The organism is Streptomyces sp. NPDC003697 (assembly GCF_053587115.1).
This window is the reverse complement of record NZ_JBSFNN010000002.1, coordinates 44,785-63,463: the sequence shown is the minus strand read 5'-3', so window position 1 is coordinate 63,463 and position 18,679 is coordinate 44,785. Positions and strand designations below refer to the sequence as shown.

Here is an 18,679-nt window from a genome sequence, read left to right as displayed (position 1 = left end):
CCGCCGGGCTGGTTCCTCGCCGGTTCCGCACCGACCTGTGTCCTCGCCGGCCGCGTGCCGGACCGGTTCTCCGCGGACTCGCCGCCCGGCTGGTTCCTGGGCGGCTCCGGGCTGGGCTCTGTCCTCCCCGGTCGCGCGCCGGTCCGGTTCCCCGCCGGTTCGGGCGCGCCACCCGCGCCGCCGGCGCCGGCGTGCTCCTGCGCTGCGGGCCGGAGCGGCGACCACGCCGGCTCGCCCGCGGCGAGCACGAGCCGGTCGTAGCCCAGCGTGCCCTCGTTGCCCTCGGGGTCGGTGTAGTGCACCGAGCGGGCGTCCAGATCGACGCGATCGGCTTCGCCGAGGACCAGGCGCACGTGGCGCAGGGTGCCGGAGAGGGACACGGTGACGCGGCGCGGTTCCAGGATGCCCGCCGCCACCTGGGGCAGCAGGGGCAGGTACAGGAAGTAGTCCGTCGGGTTCAGCAGGACGACGTCGGCCCTGCCGCGGGCCGTCCGGGACAGCACTCGAGCCGTCCGGTATCCGGCGAAGCCGGCACCGACGATCACGATACGGGGTCGACTCACGGTTCCCCTCCGGCGCTGTCGCGGAGTTCGTACGGAACCTTCCGCGTCCCCCCGGGCGGGGCCCCCAAACGTCCGCCGCGCCCACCCGGCACGCCCGCCGGGCGGCTCCCGCGGCCGGGCCGACCGGACGCGCGGAGGGACGACGCGCGGCACCGGACGGACACCTCCCCTGCCGCAGCGACCGTCACGACGGCCGTCGCGGCGACCACCGTCCCGGCGTCGCCGCGCCGCACCCCGGCTGCCGTAACCGCGGGTGTGACGGCGCCGGGTGCGTGGGACCACGGCGGTCCGTCCCCCGCCGGCCACCCGCCGCCAGGACCCGCCAGGACCCGCCAGGACCCCGTCCTGACCCGGCCGCAGCCCGCCGGGTCAGGACGGGGAGGACCGCACGGGGCCGGGGCGCATCCGGAAGTCGTAGCGCCCCGGAAGTTCCCCGGCCCCGGTCCGCTCCCACACCTGCCCGAGCCGCTCGTCGCCCTCGCGCAGGTCGGCGACCTCGAAGCCCTCCTCGAAGACGGCCCGGGCGTCCTCCCGGCGGCCCTCGGCGAGCAGCAGCTCCGCCTCCAGCAGCCGGAACCGGCCCCGCTCCCTGGTGGTGGCGGGCAGCCGCTCCCACACGCCCCGCGCCGGTGCCGCACGGCCGGCCCGCAGCAGCGCCTCGATCGTCTCCCGGCCCAGCGCGGCGGTGGCCGCCGCCCACGACGGGTCGTCGTCGCGCCGTTCCCGGCACAGGCCGTCGAAGGCCTCGGCGTACCGGTCGGCGGCCCGCTCGTGGTGTCCGCCCTCCTCGTCGGCGACGGCGAGACAGCGCAGCAGCGGCCACCCCGGCGACGCGGGCGCGGACGGCGACGCGAGGGCCCGCTCCCAGCTGCGCACCGCCTGCGCCCGGTCTCCGGCGTGCCACTGCGCGACACCGAGGTGGTACTCCGTCAGCGGGGTGGCGGGAGCCGTCTCCAGCATGTCCCGCCAGTGCGGGGCGACCAGGGTCGGACCCGGCGGCCGCACCTCACGCGGCTGCGGGAAGGACCCCGAGCGCAGCAGTTCCCGCCAGGGCTCCTCCGCTTCGCCGAGGGTGGACTCGGCGAACGGCGTGCCCGGCAGCTTCCAGCCGGCGCGCAGCACTTCGAGTGCGCCCCGGCCGGAGCCGGTGGCGAGCATCTCGTCCGGTTCGGCGTCGGCGTACGGCCGCCACGCCTCGTACGCGGCGTCGACGACGGTGCGCGGCAGGGCGGCGTCGAGTCGCTCCTCGGTGCGCCGCAGGACGGCGTCCCACTCCCCCGCCGGCGACGGAGCGCTCAGCGGCCCGTACGCCTCCAGCCACGCGACCTCGCTCTCCGCCTCCAGCGGGACGTGCTCCAGCTGGGTGCGGGCGAGTCCGGCCTGGATCTCGCAGTAGCCGCCGGTGCCGGGTTCCGTCAGCCACTCCTGCCAGCGCCGCCCGCCGGGGCCGGCGCCCCACACGAACAGCTTGCGGCCGCGCAGCACGTCGGTCGACGTCTGCACCAGGCCGTCGCCGCCGTCGTCGAGCGCGGCGATCCAGGGCCGCCGCCCCTCGGGCAGGTCGTAGAAGTAGTCGGCGGCGAAGGTGCTGTTCAGCGGGTACGTCCGGTCGGTGCCGTCGTACGAGGGGACGGGCACCCGGCGCAGGCGGCGCTCGTAGCCGAAGTGGAACGCCTCGTGCGCGGGCGCGAGCACCCGACGCTCCTCCGGCACCGCGATGTTGGACCACCAGTAGGTCGGCACCGGCCGGTCGTGGGGATTGCGGATGCGGACGGCGACGTACAGGAAGTCGGCGCCGTCCGGCAGCCAGAGGTCGATCTGGAAGGGCAGGTCGCGCAGCGGTTCCCACTCCCACAGGCGCAGCATCTCCCCGCCGCCGGGCGCCGGGACGCGGGCGGCGTGCAGGGGGGAGCAGGAGAGGGTGGTGTGGCCGGTCGCGCCGATGTTCCACTCGATGCCGCCGGAGAACCAGGCGCCGTTGAGGGCGAAGTTGGCGGGCTGGAACACCGGGTTGCGGTAGAGGAGTTCGCGGCCGGTTGCCTTGTGCACCAGGGAGGCGACGCGACCGCCGAACCCGGGAAGCACCGTGGCACGCAGCCGGTCGTTCTCCAGCACCAGCGCGTCGATCTGCCGGGGTTCGCGCGTCCGGTCGTAGCCGTCGCGGACACGGACCGGCAGCAGGCTGCGCAGCGGCGCACAGCGCATCTGCCGGGCCATGTCCCGCGGCAGGCGCCCGATCTCCTTGTCGTCCTGGCCCTCGACGTCGTGGACCTCGTCGAGCGGGCGCAGCGGGGGCAGGGGGTTGTCCGGCCCCAACTGCGCGGCGGGCAGCGTCAGTACCTCGCGTCGGATCGTCGTCACGACGACCATGGAACCCGGTACCCGGTGATCCGGCCAGAGGCACCGCCGGTCAGGGTTCCGCAAAGGCGTCCTCCTGACGCGTTCCGCACGGCCCGGGGCGCGTTCCGCACGGTCCGGACGGGGTGTGCCCCAGATACGCGCCAAAGGGGCAATGAGTTGGGATGATCGCGCGGTGAGTGATGCGAGGGTGTTGGCCGCGGAGGCCGTTGAGTCACATGTCCGGGCGTTCTTCGAAGGGCACTCCGTGGAGGTCGTCGACTACGGCCTCGGGCCGGAACGGCGAGAGGTGGTGCCCGATCTGCGAGTTCTGATCGTAGGGCCGGGTCCCCGCGGCGACAGCTGGGCCTATGTGACCGCCGGGTGCTGGGCCGCGCTGGAGAAGGACGGCCACGGCCTTGAGTTCGTCATGACCGCCCACGTCCGCGACCAGCGGTTCATCGAGCTCATGGCGATGATCGCCTACTACCACTGCGGAGGACATCAGCTCGACCTGGAGCACAGCATGCCGATCGGTGAACCGTGGGTGCCGGGGTCAACCTGCGACCACCTGCTGATCAGCCTGCCCTGTCTCCACGGACCCGACCTCGAACACTGCTCCGTTCCGGGAGGTCACGCCCGCATCCTGTGGACCCTGCCCGTCACGACGGCCGAGATCGAGTTCCGCAGGCGTCACGGGCACGAGGCGTTGGAGCAGCTCTTCGACGAGGCAGAGATCATTCCCACCGATCCTTTCAGGGCGTCGGTTGCCTGAGTTTCCGGCGCCCGGCGGTAGGACGACGAGGAACGAGCGGTGCGGGAACCGGTCGCCAAGCGGCACCAGCAAGACCATCCCGGCCATATAGCCGGCCTGTGTGGCGGGTCACCACCGCAGGGCGGCCATCTCGGCACCCTGGTCCCAGGTGAGGGAGGTTGTCGGGGTTGCCACACATCACTATGCCCCCGGTGACCACACCCGCTGATCAATCACAGGCCCACCAGGCGCCGCTTGACCTTACCGCTGGCGGCAGGGTTCAACGATGACCGGCATGGACAGCAGCACTGCACCCAGGATCAGCAGGGTCGTCGCCGTCACCGGGGCCGGCACCGGGATCGGCCGGGCCACCGCCCGCGCTTTCGCCGCCGAGGGCGCCCACGTCCTGGCCGTCGGCCGACGGGCCGAACCGCTCAACGAGACCGCCGCCAGGCACAGCCACATCACCCCGCTGGCTGTCGACATCACCGCAGACGGCGCGCCCGAGCTGATCGTCCGGACCGCGCTGGAGACGCACGGCCGGTTGGACGTGCTGGTCAATAATGCCGGCATCGTGCGCAGCGGTTCCCTCGGCGCGCTCACGCCGGAGATGATCGGACTGCAGGTTGCCACCAACCTGATCGCACCTGTCCTGCTGGCCCAGGCCGCGCTGCCGTCTCTGGAGGCGTCCGACGGAGTGATCGTCAACGTGAGTACATCGGTGGGGCAGCGGGCCTGGCCGGGCAGCTCTGTCTACGCGGCGACCAAGACCGCGCTGGAGACGCTGACCCGCAGCTGGGCCGTCGAGCTGGCACCTCGCGGGATCCGAGTGGCGGCGGTCGCCCCCGGAGCGATCGACACCCCGATCGGCGAGCACCAGGGACTGACACCGGAGCGGATGGCAGCGGTACGGGAGTGGCAGCTGGCACACACCCCGCTGGGCCGGATCGGCCAGCCCGAGGAGGTGGCCTGGGCGATCACCCAGCTTGCCGCACCGGCCGCGTCGTTTGTCACCGGGGTCGTACTCCCGGTCGACGGCGGGGCGGTCGTGGCGTGATAGGAGTTGCACCCCAGAGGGGAGAGCGGGTGCAGATCGGTGAGCTGGCCAAGGCGACCGGGACGACCGCCCGTGCGCTGCGGCACTACGAGCAGGCGGGGTTGATCTCCTCCGAGCGGACCCCCAATGGTTACCGCCTCTATGACGAGCGTGCGGTGGTGCGGGTCCGCAACATCCGCTACCTCCTGACCGCCGGGCTCACCCTGGACGACGTGCGGGTCTTCCTGCCGTGTCTGGACGGAGACGTAACCGCGGCGCCGCCGTCCGACAGGGGCATCCGGGTCGCAGTGCAGCGACTGGCAGTCCTCGACGAACGCATCGCCGCCCAGACCGCAGTCCGGGACCGCCTCCAAGCCGCACTGCGCCAGGCAACCAGTGACCGGATCCGGCCAGTAGCCTGACCGCCCACCTCACTGCAGAAGTTCGGAAGACCGTGCGCCTCCAAGCCCCCGGCGGCCACACACGGTGACCACGGACCCTCACTCTTTGAGGAATACGCGACTGTCGGATATGTGAGGTCGCCAGTGTCACACCCCCGGACGCGTTCCGCAGGGGTTGCAGGCGCTCCGGACGCGTTCCGCGCGGATTCCACGGGCCGCACGCGGGCCCACCGTGAACTCGGTGCGGGTCCCCGCGGCCTCCGCGACGCTCCGCGCGACGGCCTCGCGGAGCGCCCGGGCCGCCGGGCCGCCGGAAAACGGCGCGTCACGGTGTGCGTCCGCGCCGTACAGTCGGGCCTTCACACCCGACCAGGGCCGGCGGCGGCCGGGAGAAGGAGCGGAGCCACCTGAGCGGGCGGCACACCTACCGGGTGATCGTCCGGGGCACCTGGGACGCGCTGACCGGCGAGGCACGGGCGCGCCTGCTCGCCGAGGCGGCGCGGCACGGGCCGACCAGCATGCGGTTCACCGAGGAGGGGTCGCTGTCCTAAGAGGCGTCGCCGCTGAAACACTTCTCGCTGCGGTACGTCGTCGTCTCGGACGCGGCCGACGGCGAGGAGATGGCCGCCGCGATCGCGGAGGACCGGGCCGAGGCGGCGCTGCGCGCGCTCGGCTGCGGCTTCCGCGGCCTCAGGTCGTCCGTGACGGACCTGGACACCATGAAGATCGACTTCAGGCCCGCATCTCGGCGGTGATCGCCCACCGCTGGTGGTCCCGCCAGGCCCCGTCGACGTGGAGCATCTTCGGGGAGAAGCCCTCCAGACGGAACCCGCACCTGCGGGCGAGCGCGATCGAGGCGGTGTTGAGGGGCTGCACGTTGATCTCCAGGCGGTGCAGCCCCAGCGGCCCGAACGCGTACCCGACCACGAGGTCCAGGCCCTCGCGCATCAGCCCACGGCCGGCGGCGTGCGCGAAGGCCCCGTAGCCCAGCGCGCCGGACCGGAAGGCTCCCCCGACGATGTTGTTCACGTTGACGAAGCCGGCGACGCCCCCGCTGTCCCGCTCGCAGACGAGGAACCCGGCCCGGTCGGGGGTTCCGATCAGGCGTCCGGCGTAGGCGGCGTAGGCCTCGGCGGTGTCGGGCAGGAACAGCCACGGGTGGTGCAGGTCCTTGCTCTCGCGGACCCGGGCGGTGAACTCGGGTCCGTCCGCGAGGGTGATGCGGCGTACGCCCACGCGGAGACCCTCGGCGAGGAAGGGGGAGGCTGTGTGCGGCATTCGGCCACCCTACGCGCCGCCGGGTGCGGGCGTCAGGGACGCACCACCGGCAGACGGAGCACGCCGGTGTCACCGGGGGCGCTGACGACCGTCACCGGCTTGACGCCCCGGTTGCCCAGGTAGGCGTCGTCGCTGCCCGCGATCACGAACCGCAGACGGTGACCCGGCTCGTAGCGGTGCACGATCCCCGGCAGGGTGACCGTGAAGGGCCGGGTCACGTCGGGCACGCGGACCGGCGCCACCAGCCGGTGCACCAGCGTCTGGGTGCCGTCCGGCGCCACGTCGTACAGCTTGGCGAACAGGACGAGCTTGTCCGCGGCGTCCGCCGAACGCTGCGTCAGCCGCGCCACCGGGGAGACGACCCGGAGCGTGGCGCGGGGTGCGCCGACGACGTCGACGGACTCCGTCAGCGGTTCGCTGGTCCAGCCGAGGAACGTGCCGGGTGTGTCGTGGGGGGCCCGGTCCGGGAGGCCGATCGCGCCGGCCAGCGAGCTCTCCGAATGGCTCGTCGGCACGAGCCAGTTGGTGTACGTCCGGCTGCCGCGTGCGACGTCGGCCCGGTCGGCGACGAGCCTGCCGTCGCCGGACAGGTACAGCGTACGCCCGAGCGCGGGGAGCTGATCGGCCGTGGCGTACGTGTGCCGGGGGTCGTCGACCCAGTCCCGGTAGTAGGCGAAGTCGGGCCCGGTGTCGGTGGCCGCGCGCCGGTGCAGATAGCGGTCGAACCAGGCGAGGACGCGTCTGCCGACGTAGCTGGTCTCCAGATTGCCCTGGCCGAGGTTCAGCTCGCCGGCCGCCGGGTCCGTCATGCCTCCGCTGTGGCCCCAGGACTGCCAGATCATCTTGGCCGGGGTGCCCTGGGCCCTGAGCGTCTCGTACGTCGCGGTCGCCTCGTTCAGGTTGAACAGGCTGTCGGCCTGCCCCTGGACCAGCAGGGTCGGCGCCTTGACGCGGTCCAGATACGACACCGGGGACACACTGTGCGCGTAGTCGAGCATCCGGGCGGTGCGGTCGGCGGGGTAGCGGCCGGAGTTGAGGGTGCGGACGGTGTCGCACGCCCGGGACACGAAGTGCAGGCAGGCCAGCGAGTTGACGCGGGACGGGTCCAGGCTCGGCTCCAGCAGCGGCTGCCCCTCGCCGATGAGGTAGAAGCCGTTGGTCCACTGCCACTTGAAGACCCCCGGCACCGCGCCGCTGCCGACGGCGTTGTCGGGATCCAGGGAGTAGGCGAGGTCGTGCCAGGTGATGAGGGGGACCAGCGCGTCGACACGGTGGTCGACGGCGGCCGTCGCCAGCTGGATGGCGCCGCCGTAGGAGCCGCCGATCATGCCGACGCGCGGGTCTCCGGCGCCGTCGAGGGTGACGTAGTCGATCCGGGTCCCGTCGTCGGCGGCCCGTCCGCCGCCCAGGAAGTCGACCAGCCGGGAGGCGGCCGTGCCGTCGATCTCCGGGTCGTCGAGCGACACGAGGCAGCCCGAACGGCCGAAGCCGAGCCCCGAGTACACGAGGGAGACGTATCCGCGCTGGGCGAAGGCCTTGCCGATGGCGTCCGTCGAGCCGTCGCTCTTGCTGCCGCCGAAGCCGTTGGTGGCGAGCACGGCGGGCGCGGGACGGTCCCGGCCGGCCCCGGCGGGCCGGTACAGGTCGGCGTCCACGGCGCAGGTCCTGCCACCGGCGCGGACGGTGAACGTCAGCGGCGTGACGGTGAACTCCCCCGCCGCGGACGCGGGAGGGGTGGGTCCGAGGGTGGCGGTGAGCGCGCCGCCGAGGGCGAGGGCGAGCAGGGCGCGGACTCCGGGCACACGAGGGGACACGAGACCTCCACACTGAGGACACCCGAGCCGGCTGCTGCGGCAGCCGACTTACCGGCCGGTAAGTACCGGCCGGATTCATGCTGTGACACGTGTCATGCCGGGTCAATCCACATGCAGGGGTTTCTTGACGGAGTTTCGGTGAAGGTGCCGGGCGGCCCGGGCGTCACCGCAGCGCGGGCTCGTCCAGCGTCAAGGTCGAGGCGTCCGCGTCGAGTTCGGCCGTGACCCCGAACGGGACGGTGAGCGCGCCGTCGCAGTGCCCGAACCCGAACTCCTCGACCACCGGGACGCCGAGACCGCCCAGCCGGTCGGCGAACAGGGCGCGCAGCAGCTCGCGGGGGCCGCAGTCGCGCCAGGAGCCGAGGGCGACGCCCGCGACGCCGTCGAGCCAGCCGGCCCGCAGCAGCTGGGTCAGGATGCGGTCGAGGCGGTACGCCTCCTCCCCCACGTCCTCGATCAGCAGCAGCCCGCCGCGGGCGCCGCGCCGGGCGTGCGGCGTGCCGAGTTCCGCCCCGAGCAGGCTGGCGCACCCGCCGAGCGTGACGCCGCGCGCCCGTCCCGGGACGAGGGCGGTGCCATCGGACGCGATGACGCGGGTCGTCTCCGGCGCGAACAGCGTGGCCCTCAGGTGCTCCTGCGCCCGCGCGTTCTTGACGAAGTCGACGCCCGCCGCCATCGGCCCGTGCAGCGTGACGAGTCCGAGCCGGGTGGCGAACGCCTCGTGCAGCGCGGTGACGTCGCTGAATCCGACCAGCACCTTCGGCCCGGCGGAGCGCATCGCCTCCCAGTCGAGCAGGTCGGCCATCCGCTGCGCGCCGTAGCCGCCGCGGGCGCACAGCACGGCGTCGACGGACGGGTCGCACCAGGCGGCCTGCAGGTCGGCGGCACGGTCGGCGTCCGTGCCCGCCAGATACGGGAGGGCGTCGTGCCGGTCGAGCACGTGCGGCGCCACCACGGGTTCGAGGTCCCAGCCGCGCAGCACGTCGAGCCCGGCCTGCAGCCGCTCCTCGGGCACCGGCCCGCTGGGCGCGACGACGGCGACGCGGGCGCCGGGGGCGAGTCGGGCGGGACGCACGAGTGGCTTCACGGGGCGGGCTCCGGGGTGGGACGTACGGTCGGGCGGCCTCCAGTATCCGCCCGGCGAACGTCCGCACCGCCCGCCCCCGCCCCAGCCACGGCCAGGTCGACTCACACGGCCCCACCCCGGGACGGTCAGCACCGAACAGCCCCGCACCCGGGGCGGTCGGAACCGCACGGCCCCGCCCGCCTCCGACCGAACCGGACCGCTCCACCCGCCGGGCGGTCCGAACCGCACGACGCCGCCACCGGCCGGCCCACCACACCCGCGGCCGTCCACGGACCGGAGGGGACGTGTCGGGGGGTGCCCGCCCGCAGCGGCCGGCGCGTCGACCCCGGTGCGCCGGTGACCGACGGCACTCGCGCCGGTCCGAGGACGGGCACCCCCCGGCGCGGCCCCGCCCCACCCACGGCCGTCCGCGCCCGGCACCAAGCCCCCACCGGCGCCGTCCGTACGACTCACCACCGGGCCGCCCGGCTCGCCCGACGGCCCGGTCAGCCTGCCCCGGCCGCCCCGCCCACCAAGTCGCCCCGCCCGGCCCCCGGGCCGCCGGCCGGACCACTCGCCGAGCCGCCCGCCGGACCGCCGGCGCCGTCGCCCAGGTCCAGGTCCAGCACCGGAACCCCCGGCGCGTCGAACCCGAAGACCTGTGCGTACAGGGAGAGTTCGGCTTCCAGGGCGCGGACCATCGTCTCGGCGCGCCGGAACCCGTGCCCCTCGCCCTCGAAGGTGAGATAGGCGTGCGGCACCTTCCGGCCCGCCATCCGGGCCAGGAACCGCTCGCACTGGCTCGGCGGGCAGATCACGTCGTCCAGGCCCTGCAGCAGCAGGAAGGGCGCCGTCACCCGGTCGGCGTGCGCCACGGGTGAGCGTTCGACATACCGCTCGGGCACCTCGGCGTACGGTCCCACCAGCGTCTCCAGGTACCGCGACTCGAAGTCGTGCGTCGACCCGGGGCCCCAGGTGGTGAGGTCGAGGACGGGGTAGACGATCGTGCCGCAGGCGTAGACGTCGGTGGTCGCCAGCGACGCGGCCGCGGTCCAGCCGCCCGCGCTGCCGCCCCGGACGGCCAGCCGGGCGCGGTCGGCGGTGCCCTCGTCGGCGAGGGCGCGCGCGACGGCCGCGCAGTCCTCGACGTCGACGACGCCCCACTGCGCCCGCAGCCGGTTGCGGTACTCCCGGCCGTAGCCGGTCGAGCCGCCGTAGTTGACCTCGGCGACGCCGATGCCCCGCGAGGTGAAGTACGCGATCGACAGGTCGCGCACGAGCGGCGTCCGGCTGGTGGGCCCGCCGTGCGCCCACACCACGTACGGCGGCAGCTCGCCGTCGGGCGCGACGCACTCGGGGTGGTGGGGCGGGTGGACATGGGCGTGGATCTCCCGCCCGCCCGGCCCGGTGAAGGTGCGGATCCGCGGTTCGGAACAGTAGGCCGGGTCGACGGGGTCGTCGTGGGCGGCGCCGATCACCCGGGCCCGGCCGGTGCGCGTGTCCAGCTCGACGACTTCGTGGGCGCTGTGGGGGCTCGCCCCGACGGCGACGACACGGTCGCCGTGCACCGCGAGGGTCGCGTCGAACTCCGTCCAGGGGCCCGCCGCGTCGACGACCTCGCCCGTCTCCGGGTCGAGGATGCCGAGGGCGGCGGCGCCGCGGCCGTGCACGACGGCGATCAGGCCGCTGTCCAGCGGGGCGAACCAGCGCTGGCCGACCTTCCACAGCGCTCCGCCGAACTCCTCCTCGCGCGGGCAGAACGGCTCGGCGCCGTCCGGGCCGGCCCGGTAGAGGTTCCACCAGCCGCTGCGGTCGCTGGAGTACAGCAGCGAACCGTCCGGGGCCCACTCGGCCTGGGCGACGGCCTCGTCGTGACCGCCGGCGACGACCTCCGGCTCGCCGAGGGAGCCGTCCCCGGTGACCTCGGCGCACAGCAGCTCCGTGCCGTCCCACGGCATCCGCGGGTGGTCCCAGGCCAGCCACACCGCTCGCCGCCCGTCGGGCGACAGGCGCGGGCCGGTCAGGAACCGGTGCCGGTCGCCGGTGAGTTCGCGCACCGCGCCGCGGTCCTCGGCCGCCGACCCGTCCAGCGGTACGGCGGCCAGGACGCGCCGCACGTCCGTGGGCCGGTCGCCGGTGAACTCCTCCAGCACGCACCACACCTCGCCGCGCTCGGCCCGCACCTGCGGGTCCGCCCAGCGCAGTCCGCCGCCCACCCGGGACAGCGGGGTCAGCGGCCGCGGCTCGGCGGCGCCCGGCTCGTACCGGTACAGGCGCTGGTCGGCGAAGTCGACGAACACCACCACCGGGACGCCGTCCTGGACGAACCCGGCCCACGGACGGCCGCCGTACTCGATGACGCGGCTGCGCACGTTCCACGGCGGGGGCAGCACGGACTCCTCCGTGCCGCCCGCCCCGGGCCCGGTGTCCCGGTGGTGGCGCCGCACCAGCGCGCGGCGCCCGCCCTCGGCCGGGCGCGGCTCGGTCCACCACACCTCGTCGCCGACAAAACCGACGAACTCCGGCTTCCCGTCGTGCCCGGCGGCGAGCGCCGCGTCGACCGGTGAGGGCCAGGAACCGTACGGCAGGGTCTGCACGTTCTCCTCCAACAACCTCTAGGCCGTCCGCAGGAAGCGGTCGAGGACACGGACACCGAAGTGGAGGGCCTCCACCGGGACGCGCTCGTCCACCCCGTGGAACAGGGCGTGGTAGTCGAAGCCCTCCGGCAGCTTCAGCGGCCCGAAGCCGTACCCGGTGATGCCGAGCCGGCCGAACTGCTTGGCGTCGGTGCCGCCCGCCATGCAGTACGGCACCACGTGCCCCTCGGGCGCGAACGCCTCCACCGCGGCCCGCATCGACGCGAACGTCGGCGAGTCGACGGGCGCCTCCAGCGCGACCTCGCGGTGCTGGTACTCCCACTCCACGTCCGGGCCGGTCAGCCGGTCCAGGGTGGCGCGGAACTCCTCCTCGCCGCCGGGCAGGAACCGCCCGTCCACGTGGGCGACGGCCTCCCCGGGGATGACGTTGACCTTGTAACCCGCCTCGAACATCGTGGGGTTGGCGCTGTTGCGCAGGGTGGCCTCCACGAGCCGGGCGGCCGGGCCGAGCTTCTCCAGCAGGCTGCCGACGTCGTGCAGGTCGGCCTCGACGCCGTACAGGGCGGCGAGTTCCCGCAGGGCCGCGCGGACGGTCGGGGTGAGCCGCAGGGGCCAGTCGTGGGCACCGATCCGGGCGACGGCGGCGGCGAGCCGCGTGACCGCGTTCTCCCGGTTGACCCGGGAGCCGTGTCCGGCGCGTCCACGGGCGGTGAGCCGCAGCCAGGCGGTGCCGCGCTCGCCCGCCCCGATCGGGTAGATCTGCCGGCCGGCGCCGTCGTGGAAGGTGAACGCCCCCGACTCCCCGATGCCCTCGGTGCAGCCCTCGAACAGGCCGGGGTGCTCCTTAGCGAGGAACCCGGCGCCGTCCCGGGCGCTGTCCTCCTCGTCGGCGGTGAAGGCCACCACGATGTCACGCCGCGGCCGCACCCCCTGCCGGGCCCAGGCCCGGACCACGGCGAGGATCATCGCGTCGGTGTTCTTCATGTCGACCGCGCCCCGGCCCCACACCACGCCGTCGCGGATCTCGCCGGAGAACGGGTGCACGGTCCAGTCCGCGGCCTGCGCGGGCACCACGTCGAGGTGGCCATGCACGAGCAGCGCGTCCGCGGACGGGTCGGTGCCCTCGATGCGGGCGACGACGTTGGTGCGTCCGGCGGTGCGTTCCAGCAGCACCGGTTCCAGTCCCGCGCCGGCCAGCTGCGCGGCGGCGTACTCGGCGGCCGGGCGCTCCCGGCAGTCCCCGCCGCCCCGGTTGGTGGTGTCGGTGCGGATCAGGTCGGAGGTGAACCGGACGACCTCGTCCAGCGCCTGCGCGTCAGCCATACTGCTCCTCGATGGCGGCCGAGACGATCGTGGTGACCGCCTTGAAGGTGCGGATTCCCTCGTACATGGTGGAGCTGGTGTAGGCCACCTTGCGCTCCCCGGTCCGGTCCACGCCGGGGACGACGGTGGCGGCCATCGCGAGGTGCTCGGCGTCGAACTCGAGCGCGACGGTGAACGGACCGCCCCGCACCGGCTCCTGACGGACCGCCAGGGACGCCGCCTCCTCGGCCGCCGCACGGATCTCGGCCGCGGTGCGAGCGGGCGTGCGGCACACCGCGGCGTACCGTGACACGTGGTCCTTCACGGCGACCTTCAGCGCCTCGGGCGCGTATCCGAGCGCGTCCTCGCAGGCGACGTCGTCGCCGGTGACGAGGACGACCGGCACGCCGTACTCGGCGGCCACGTGCGCGTTGAGCAGCCCCTCGCTCGCCCGCACGTCGTCGAGCCACACCGCGGTGATGGAGTTCGCCAGGTACGTGTGGGCGAGGACGCCCTCCATTCCGGCGCCCGCGTGGTAGCCGACGAAGGCCACGCCGTCCACGTCGCCGTGCTGGACGCCCTCGACCATGGACAGCGCCTTGTGCCGCCCGGTGAGCATCTGCGCCCGCTCGTCCAGCTGTTCCAGCAGCAGGTTGCGCATGGTCCAGTGGGCCTCGTTGATCACGACCTCGTCGGCGCCGCCGTCGAGGAAGCCGAGCACGGCGGCGTTCACGTCCGAGGTGAACATCGAGCGGCACCGCTCCCACTGCGGTGTCCCGGGCAGCACGTCGGCGGGCCAGGTCACGCCGGTGGCGCCCTCCATGTCGGCGCTGATGAGGATCTTCATGACGAGCGGCCCCGCCGCGGCCCGGCGGCGCGGCGCCCGGCATCCGACGACGGTGCCCGGCGGCACCGGGCGGTGACGGAGATCTTCATGACGCGCCACGTTACGCGCCGAGCGGTGAACCGGCCAGGAAGCCGCCGGGACCAATTCCGGCTTCCGGGACGCGCGGGGAGCCGGCCGGGGCGGCGCACCGCCCGGGTGCCGACCCGGGCCGTGCGGCGGCGGACCCCCGTGAGCCGGGGGCGCCTGTGGGAGGGGAACAGCAGGGCGGCGTTCCCGGTGCCGCGCGCCGCAATCGGACAGCGCGACGGCCGGGGCCGCGGGTGCCGGCCCCGTTACCGCTCCAGGAAGTCGAACAGCTCCTCCCAGCGGCGGGTGATCAGGTCCGGGTCGAAGCGCCGCACGCTGCGCAGGGCCTGCTCCCCCATCGCGTGGCGCAGCTCCTCGTCGGCCATCAGCCGGACGAGGTGGCGGGCGAGCTCGGTGGTGTTGCCGGGGCGGGCCAGCAGCCCGTCCTCGTCGTCGGTGACGATCTCCCGGACGCCGGGCGCGCAGTCGAACGCGACACACGGCACGCCACAGGCCATCGCCTCCAGCAGCACGAGCGGGAAGCCCTCGCCGCGGGAGGACTGGACGAAGAGGGAGCAGGCGCGCAGCGCCCCCGGCACGTCCGCGGTGGGCCCCGCGAAGTCCACCGAGTCCTCCAGACCGAGTGCGGCGCACTGCCGTCGCAGGGCCGGCTCGGCGTCCCCGCTGCCGTAGATCCGCAGCGTCCAGCCCGGCTGCCGCGGCGCCGCCTCGGCCCACGCGTCGAGGAGCAGGTCGACGCCCTTCTCGTGGGACAGGCGGCCGATGCTCGCCACCACCTTCTCGGTGCGCGGCGACGGCGTGCCGGGCACGACCGGCAGCGGGTTCGGCATGAAGCCGACGTTGTTCATGCCCTCGCACACCCAGCGGTCGGCGTCCTCCTGGGTGAGGGCCAGCAGCCGGTCGACGTCGCGGTAGTACCGCTTCACCCGGCCGAAGCGGGAGGACTTGCGGGCCGTCTGGAACGACTCGTGGGTCATGCCGATGACGGGGTGGCCCGCGGTGTCCGCGAGCGCCACCCACTCCATCGCCCACACCTGGGGCACGATGATCACCGCACCGGGCCGGGCGGCGCGGAACAGGGTGGACAGCCGGCCGGCGGCGGCCCGCATGTGCGCCTCGTGGCGGCGGACGGCCGGGTCGGCGGCGCCCAGCAGCCGGCGCGGCCGGGGACGGCCGGGGGGCCGCCCGGCGTACAGCGTCACCGTCTCGAAGGGCGGGTCGCCGAGGTCCATCGGATGGGTGGCCGGGGCGATGCCGACGACGCGCACCCGGTGGCCGCGCCGGGCCAGCAGCCCGGCCAGCTGGGCCTGCCAGCGGCCCACTCCCCCGAGTTCGTCGACCTCGTTGGCCACGAAGAAGATGTCGCGCTGGGTCATCGGGCCTCTCCCGCGGGGCCGAAGAAACGGTCCACGATCCGCGCCGCGGCGTCACCGCGGTCGTACTCGCCGTACTTGTCCACGAACTCCTTCAGCCGCGCCTCGTAGGTGCTGCCCACGGCGGAGAGGTCCTCGAGCGCGGCGAAGAGCTCGTCCTCGGTGCGCGGCACGGGGCCCGGCGCCTGGGTCAGCAGGTCGAAGTACGTGCCGCGGCTGTCCTTGGCGTACTCGTCCCAGTCGTGGGCGTAGAACACGACGGGCCGCTGCAGCAGCGCGTAGTCGAACATCACCGAGGAGTAGTCCGTGACGAGGGCGTCGGCGAGCAGGAGCAGCGGTGTGATGTCCGGTTCGGCGCTCACGTCGAGGACGCGTCCGGCCACCGACGGCGGCAGGGTGAGCCGGTTCAGGTAGTGCGGGCGCACGAGCAGCGTGTACCGCTCGCCGAACCGGGCGGCGAAGCGCTCGACGTCGAACGGGAACTCGAAGCCCCGTACCCGTCCGTCGGCGTGTGCGCGGAACGTCGGCGCGTACAGCAGCACCCGGCGCCCCGGGTCGATGCCGAGGCGTTCGGCGAGCCGCTGCGCCGCGGGGTCGGGGCCGGTGGCCTCCCGGGCCACCACCAGGGCGTCGTTGCGCGGGTAGCCGGTGCGCAGCAGTTTCTCCTCGGGGATCCGGTAGGCCCGGGCGAGGGTGCGCACGTCGTGTTCGCTGCGGACGACGAAGTGGTCGAAGCGGTCGATGGCCCGCTGGTAGGTCGTCTGTTCCTGCTCGGACATCATCCGGTGGAAGGGCTCGTCGAAGCCCATCCGCTTCAGCGCCGAGCCGTGCCAGGTCTGGATGTAGGTGGTCTCCGGGCGTTTGGTGAGCCGCAGCGGGTAACCCTGGTTGTCGATCCAGAACTCGGCCTGGGCCAGCGCCTTGAGGTAGCGCCAGGACCAGCGGCGTACCAGCTCGACGTCCTCGGGGAAGCCCCGGGGGCGCTCGCCGGCGTAGGACCAGATGGGCGTGACGGGCAGGTCGCGGCGCCGCAGCTCCTCGTAGATCGCGCGTGGGCTGTCGCTGTACTGCTTGCCGAGGTGGCTCTCGAAGACGATCGTGCCCTTGCGGACGGGAAGCCGGCGCAGCATGCGGTCGTAGACCTGGAGCTTGCGCGTCCCGGAGTTGAGGTCCCTGCGCACGGCGCGGAGCTTGCGGTAGGCGCCCTTGGCGGCCCGCGCGGGGCGTCCGTGCAGGTTGCGTTCGAAGGCGGCGCGTCCGGCGCGGGCCGCCCGGCCGTGCTGGGTCAGCCGGAAGGCCAGGTGGCCCTTGGCCGACACCTGCGCCTCAAGGCGGTCCGCCATGAGCCGGGTGAGCCGGGGCCGGACGGGCACCGCTTCGGCGTGCTCCAGGTCGACGGCGCCGACGGTGAGCCGGCTCGTGGTCCGTCTGCCGTCCGCGGTGAGGTGCAGGCGGACGTCCCAGACGTCGTCGACGACGCCGAGCGGCCGCAGCCGGCGCGCCAGCGGCACCTCGGCCCGCCAGGTGATCACGTCGCCCTCGTGCCGCAGCACGGGCACCGGGAAGTGGAAGGTCTGCAGGCTGCGGCGGCGGGCGCGGAACTCCAGCTGTGCGGTGAGGCGCGCGTCGGGGGCGATGATGTGCAGCGGGTTGACGATCTCACCGGCGAGCACCACCTCGCCGCCGTGCGCCCGGTACCGGGTGAGCCGGTTGCGCAGCGACATCTGGTTCAGCTGCTTGGCGTGGTAGCCAAAGTCGGTGACGTCCAGGACGGCGCGCATCTCCGGGTCGTCGAGGTGGCGGCCGGTCCAGTAGATCCGGCCGTCCCGCTCGACCAGCGGCGCGGAGATCTTGTGCCGGTTGATCAGGGTGTCGATGGCCGGCATCAGGTCGGTCCAGTCCTCGCGCAGCAGCAGCTGGGCGCAGATGGCGTGGACGTGGTCGAGCGCGTCGTAGGCCGCCTCGGGGAAGTCGTGGACGTAGCCGCGGGCGAGTTCGGCGAAGCGGTGCCGGTACTCGTCGTCGAGGAAGGGCAGTTCCCGCAGGTACAGCACGAGGTCGTGCTTGAGGAACTTGATGTCCTTCCACAGCTTCAGGCCGGCCATGCCCCGGCGGTCGAGGAGGGCGTCGATACGGCGGTGGATCTCCACCCGGTCCGCGAAGTTGTTGATCTCCCGGCGCCGGTTGCTGATCGACTTGACGTCGGTCTTCTCGACGACGTTCCAGTGGTAGACCGTGTTGGGGATCAGGGTGATCCGCCGTGCGGCCAGGTAGGCCTGCGCGGAGAACAGCAGGTCCTCGTAGTGGATGCCGCGGGGGAAGACGAGGCCGTTGTCGAGGAGGAAGTCGCGCCGGTAGCACTTGTTGGTCGACAGGGTGTCGAAGACGAACAGGTCCGGCAGCTCGGTGACGGACTCGAGCGTGCGGGTGCCGCGGTACAGCCAGGGGTACCAGGCGACCTTCTTGCCGTGCCGGTTGTCGGTGTAGACGCGGACGCACACGCCGGACACCAGGTCGGCGCCGGTGCGGTCGGCGGCCTCGACCAGGTTGCGGCAGGCGTTGCGCTCCAGGGTGTCGTCGCTGTCCAGGAACATGACGTGGCGCCCGCGGGCCACCTTGACGCCCTGGTTGCGGGGTTCTCCGCAACCGCCGCTGTTCTCGGGGAGGCGGAGGGCCCGGACCCGGTCGGGGTGCGTCGCGGCGAGCGCTTCGGCCACGCCGTACGAGCCGTCCGTCGAGCAGTCGTCGACGACGATCACCTCGACGTTGCGCAGTGTTTGCTCGAGGACGGAACCAACGGCCGCCGGGAGTCGCTCTTCGTCGTTGTAGACGATGACGACAACGCTGACGTCCGGCTCGGGCGCGACGGTCGACACGGCCACCTCTCGTCTCTGTTGCGTTCCGTGTGGGGTGGAGTGGACGTAACACTACAGGCTGTAGGGTTCGAGACCCTCCCCGCCCCTTCCAAACTACGTCAATGTGCGACAATACGCCGTCACCCTGACACGCAGGCGGCGCCGGGACGGGCCCCGTCCGCCGAACCCGCCGAAGCCGCGGGGGCGGTGCGGCGGCCGGGACACCGCCGAGCGCCAACTCGCCTTCTCGGAAAGGGTGTCGCGCGTACCCGTCCGGCCGGGGGCACCGGCGCGGACGCCGACCGGGCGCGCCGGTGCGGCCGCGCGGCCGGTGGCGGCACCGGTGGCGCGGTGACGGGCCCGCAGGCG

At 73.8% G+C, this 18,679-nt stretch carries 12 protein-coding genes and 2 pseudogenes; 4 read left to right on the top strand and 10 right to left on the bottom strand.

The features are described from left to right. Positions 1 to 158 precede the first annotated feature (158 nt). Together ACWDNY_RS01125 and ACWDNY_RS01120 are read right to left on the bottom strand one after the other, a co-directional pair. Positions 159 to 563: pseudogene (locus ACWDNY_RS01125) on the bottom strand (FAD-dependent oxidoreductase); the annotation flags it as partial. A 369-nt stretch (positions 564 to 932) separates the two neighbouring features. Continuing rightward, complete coding sequence (locus tag ACWDNY_RS01120) at positions 933 to 2,933, bottom strand: DUF5107 domain-containing protein (protein WP_451643583.1); 2,001 nt, start codon at positions 2,931 to 2,933, stop codon at positions 933 to 935. Between the two features lie 163 nt (positions 2,934 to 3,096). On the opposite strand from ACWDNY_RS01120, the gene ACWDNY_RS01115 reads away from it, so the two are divergent. The 4 genes and pseudogenes from ACWDNY_RS01115 (at position 3,097) to ACWDNY_RS01100 (ending at position 5,846) form a co-directional block, all read left to right on the top strand. Then, the gene (locus tag ACWDNY_RS01115; protein WP_451643582.1) at positions 3,097 to 3,675 is read left to right on the top strand and encodes a suppressor of fused domain protein; all 579 of its coding nucleotides are present in this window, start codon (positions 3,097 to 3,099) and stop codon (positions 3,673 to 3,675) included. Between the two features lie 265 nt (positions 3,676 to 3,940). Continuing rightward, complete coding sequence (locus ACWDNY_RS01110; protein WP_451643581.1) at positions 3,941 to 4,711, top strand: SDR family NAD(P)-dependent oxidoreductase; 771 nt, start codon at positions 3,941 to 3,943, stop codon at positions 4,709 to 4,711. Positions 4,712 to 4,740: 29 nt separating this feature from the next. Beyond that, positions 4,741 to 5,112 (top strand): MerR family transcriptional regulator, encoded by a 372-nt coding sequence (locus ACWDNY_RS01105; protein WP_451643580.1) that lies wholly within the window; start codon positions 4,741 to 4,743, stop codon positions 5,110 to 5,112. 386 nt (positions 5,113 to 5,498) lie between these two features. Next, positions 5,499 to 5,846, top strand: a pseudogene (locus ACWDNY_RS01100) (DUF6204 family protein). Here the strand turns inward: ACWDNY_RS01100 and ACWDNY_RS01095 are convergent. The 8 genes from ACWDNY_RS01095 to ACWDNY_RS01060 all read right to left on the bottom strand — a co-directional run bounded on the left by ACWDNY_RS01095 (position 5,824) and on the right by ACWDNY_RS01060 (position 18,331). Further along, a complete protein-coding gene (locus ACWDNY_RS01095; RefSeq protein ID WP_451643579.1) occupies positions 5,824 to 6,369 on the bottom strand; it encodes a GNAT family N-acetyltransferase in 546 nt (181 codons plus the stop codon). The pseudogene ACWDNY_RS01100 and the gene ACWDNY_RS01095 sit on opposite strands and share 23 nt — an antisense overlap. 32 nt (positions 6,370 to 6,401) lie before the next feature. Continuing rightward, complete coding sequence (locus ACWDNY_RS01090) at positions 6,402 to 8,183, bottom strand: CocE/NonD family hydrolase (RefSeq protein ID WP_451643578.1); 1,782 nt, start codon at positions 8,181 to 8,183, stop codon at positions 6,402 to 6,404. Positions 8,184 to 8,346: 163 nt separating this feature from the next. After that, positions 8,347 to 9,270 (bottom strand): S66 peptidase family protein, encoded by a 924-nt coding sequence (locus tag ACWDNY_RS01085; protein WP_451643577.1) that lies wholly within the window; start codon positions 9,268 to 9,270, stop codon positions 8,347 to 8,349. Between the two features lie 485 nt (positions 9,271 to 9,755). Then, positions 9,756 to 11,846, bottom strand: a complete 2,091-nt coding sequence (locus tag ACWDNY_RS01080; RefSeq protein ID WP_451643576.1) for a prolyl oligopeptidase family serine peptidase — start codon at positions 11,844 to 11,846, stop codon at positions 9,756 to 9,758. A gap of 18 nt (positions 11,847 to 11,864) precedes the next feature. After that, entirely contained in the window at positions 11,865 to 13,169 is a 1,305-nt protein-coding gene (locus ACWDNY_RS01075; RefSeq protein WP_451643575.1) for a M20/M25/M40 family metallo-hydrolase, read from the bottom strand. Then, on the bottom strand, positions 13,162 to 13,995 hold the full coding sequence (locus tag ACWDNY_RS01070) for a M55 family metallopeptidase (protein ID WP_451643574.1): 834 nt from the start codon (positions 13,993 to 13,995) through the stop codon (positions 13,162 to 13,164). The genes ACWDNY_RS01075 and ACWDNY_RS01070 overlap by 8 nt, the downstream gene beginning before the upstream one ends. A gap of 332 nt (positions 13,996 to 14,327) precedes the next feature. Continuing rightward, positions 14,328 to 15,458, bottom strand: a complete 1,131-nt coding sequence (locus ACWDNY_RS01065; RefSeq protein WP_451643573.1) for a glycosyltransferase — start codon at positions 15,456 to 15,458, stop codon at positions 14,328 to 14,330. Further along, positions 15,455 to 18,331, bottom strand: a complete 2,877-nt coding sequence (locus tag ACWDNY_RS01060) for a bifunctional glycosyltransferase/CDP-glycerol:glycerophosphate glycerophosphotransferase (protein ID WP_451643572.1) — start codon at positions 18,329 to 18,331, stop codon at positions 15,455 to 15,457. Before ACWDNY_RS01060 ends, ACWDNY_RS01065 begins: the two co-directional genes overlap by 4 nt. Positions 18,332 to 18,679: the final 348 nt, after the last annotated feature.

What these genes read in the sequence shown, in the direction of transcription:
- ACWDNY_RS01120 (WP_451643583.1), bottom strand. Translation starts at nt 2,933, where the DNA reads ATGGTCGTCGTGACGACGATCCGACGCGAGGTACTGACGCTGCCCGCC.
- ACWDNY_RS01110 (WP_451643581.1), top strand. Translation starts at nt 3,941, where the DNA reads ATGACCGGCATGGACAGCAGCACTGCACCCAGGATCAGCAGGGTCGTC.
- ACWDNY_RS01095 (WP_451643579.1), bottom strand. Translation starts at nt 6,369, where the DNA reads ATGCCGCACACAGCCTCCCCCTTCCTCGCCGAGGGTCTCCGCGTGGGC.
- ACWDNY_RS01075 (WP_451643575.1), bottom strand. Translation starts at nt 13,169, where the DNA reads ATGGCTGACGCGCAGGCGCTGGACGAGGTCGTCCGGTTCACCTCCGAC.
- ACWDNY_RS01070 (WP_451643574.1), bottom strand. Translation starts at nt 13,995, where the DNA reads ATGAAGATCCTCATCAGCGCCGACATGGAGGGCGCCACCGGCGTGACC.
- ACWDNY_RS01065 (WP_451643573.1), bottom strand. Translation starts at nt 15,458, where the DNA reads ATGACCCAGCGCGACATCTTCTTCGTGGCCAACGAGGTCGACGAACTC.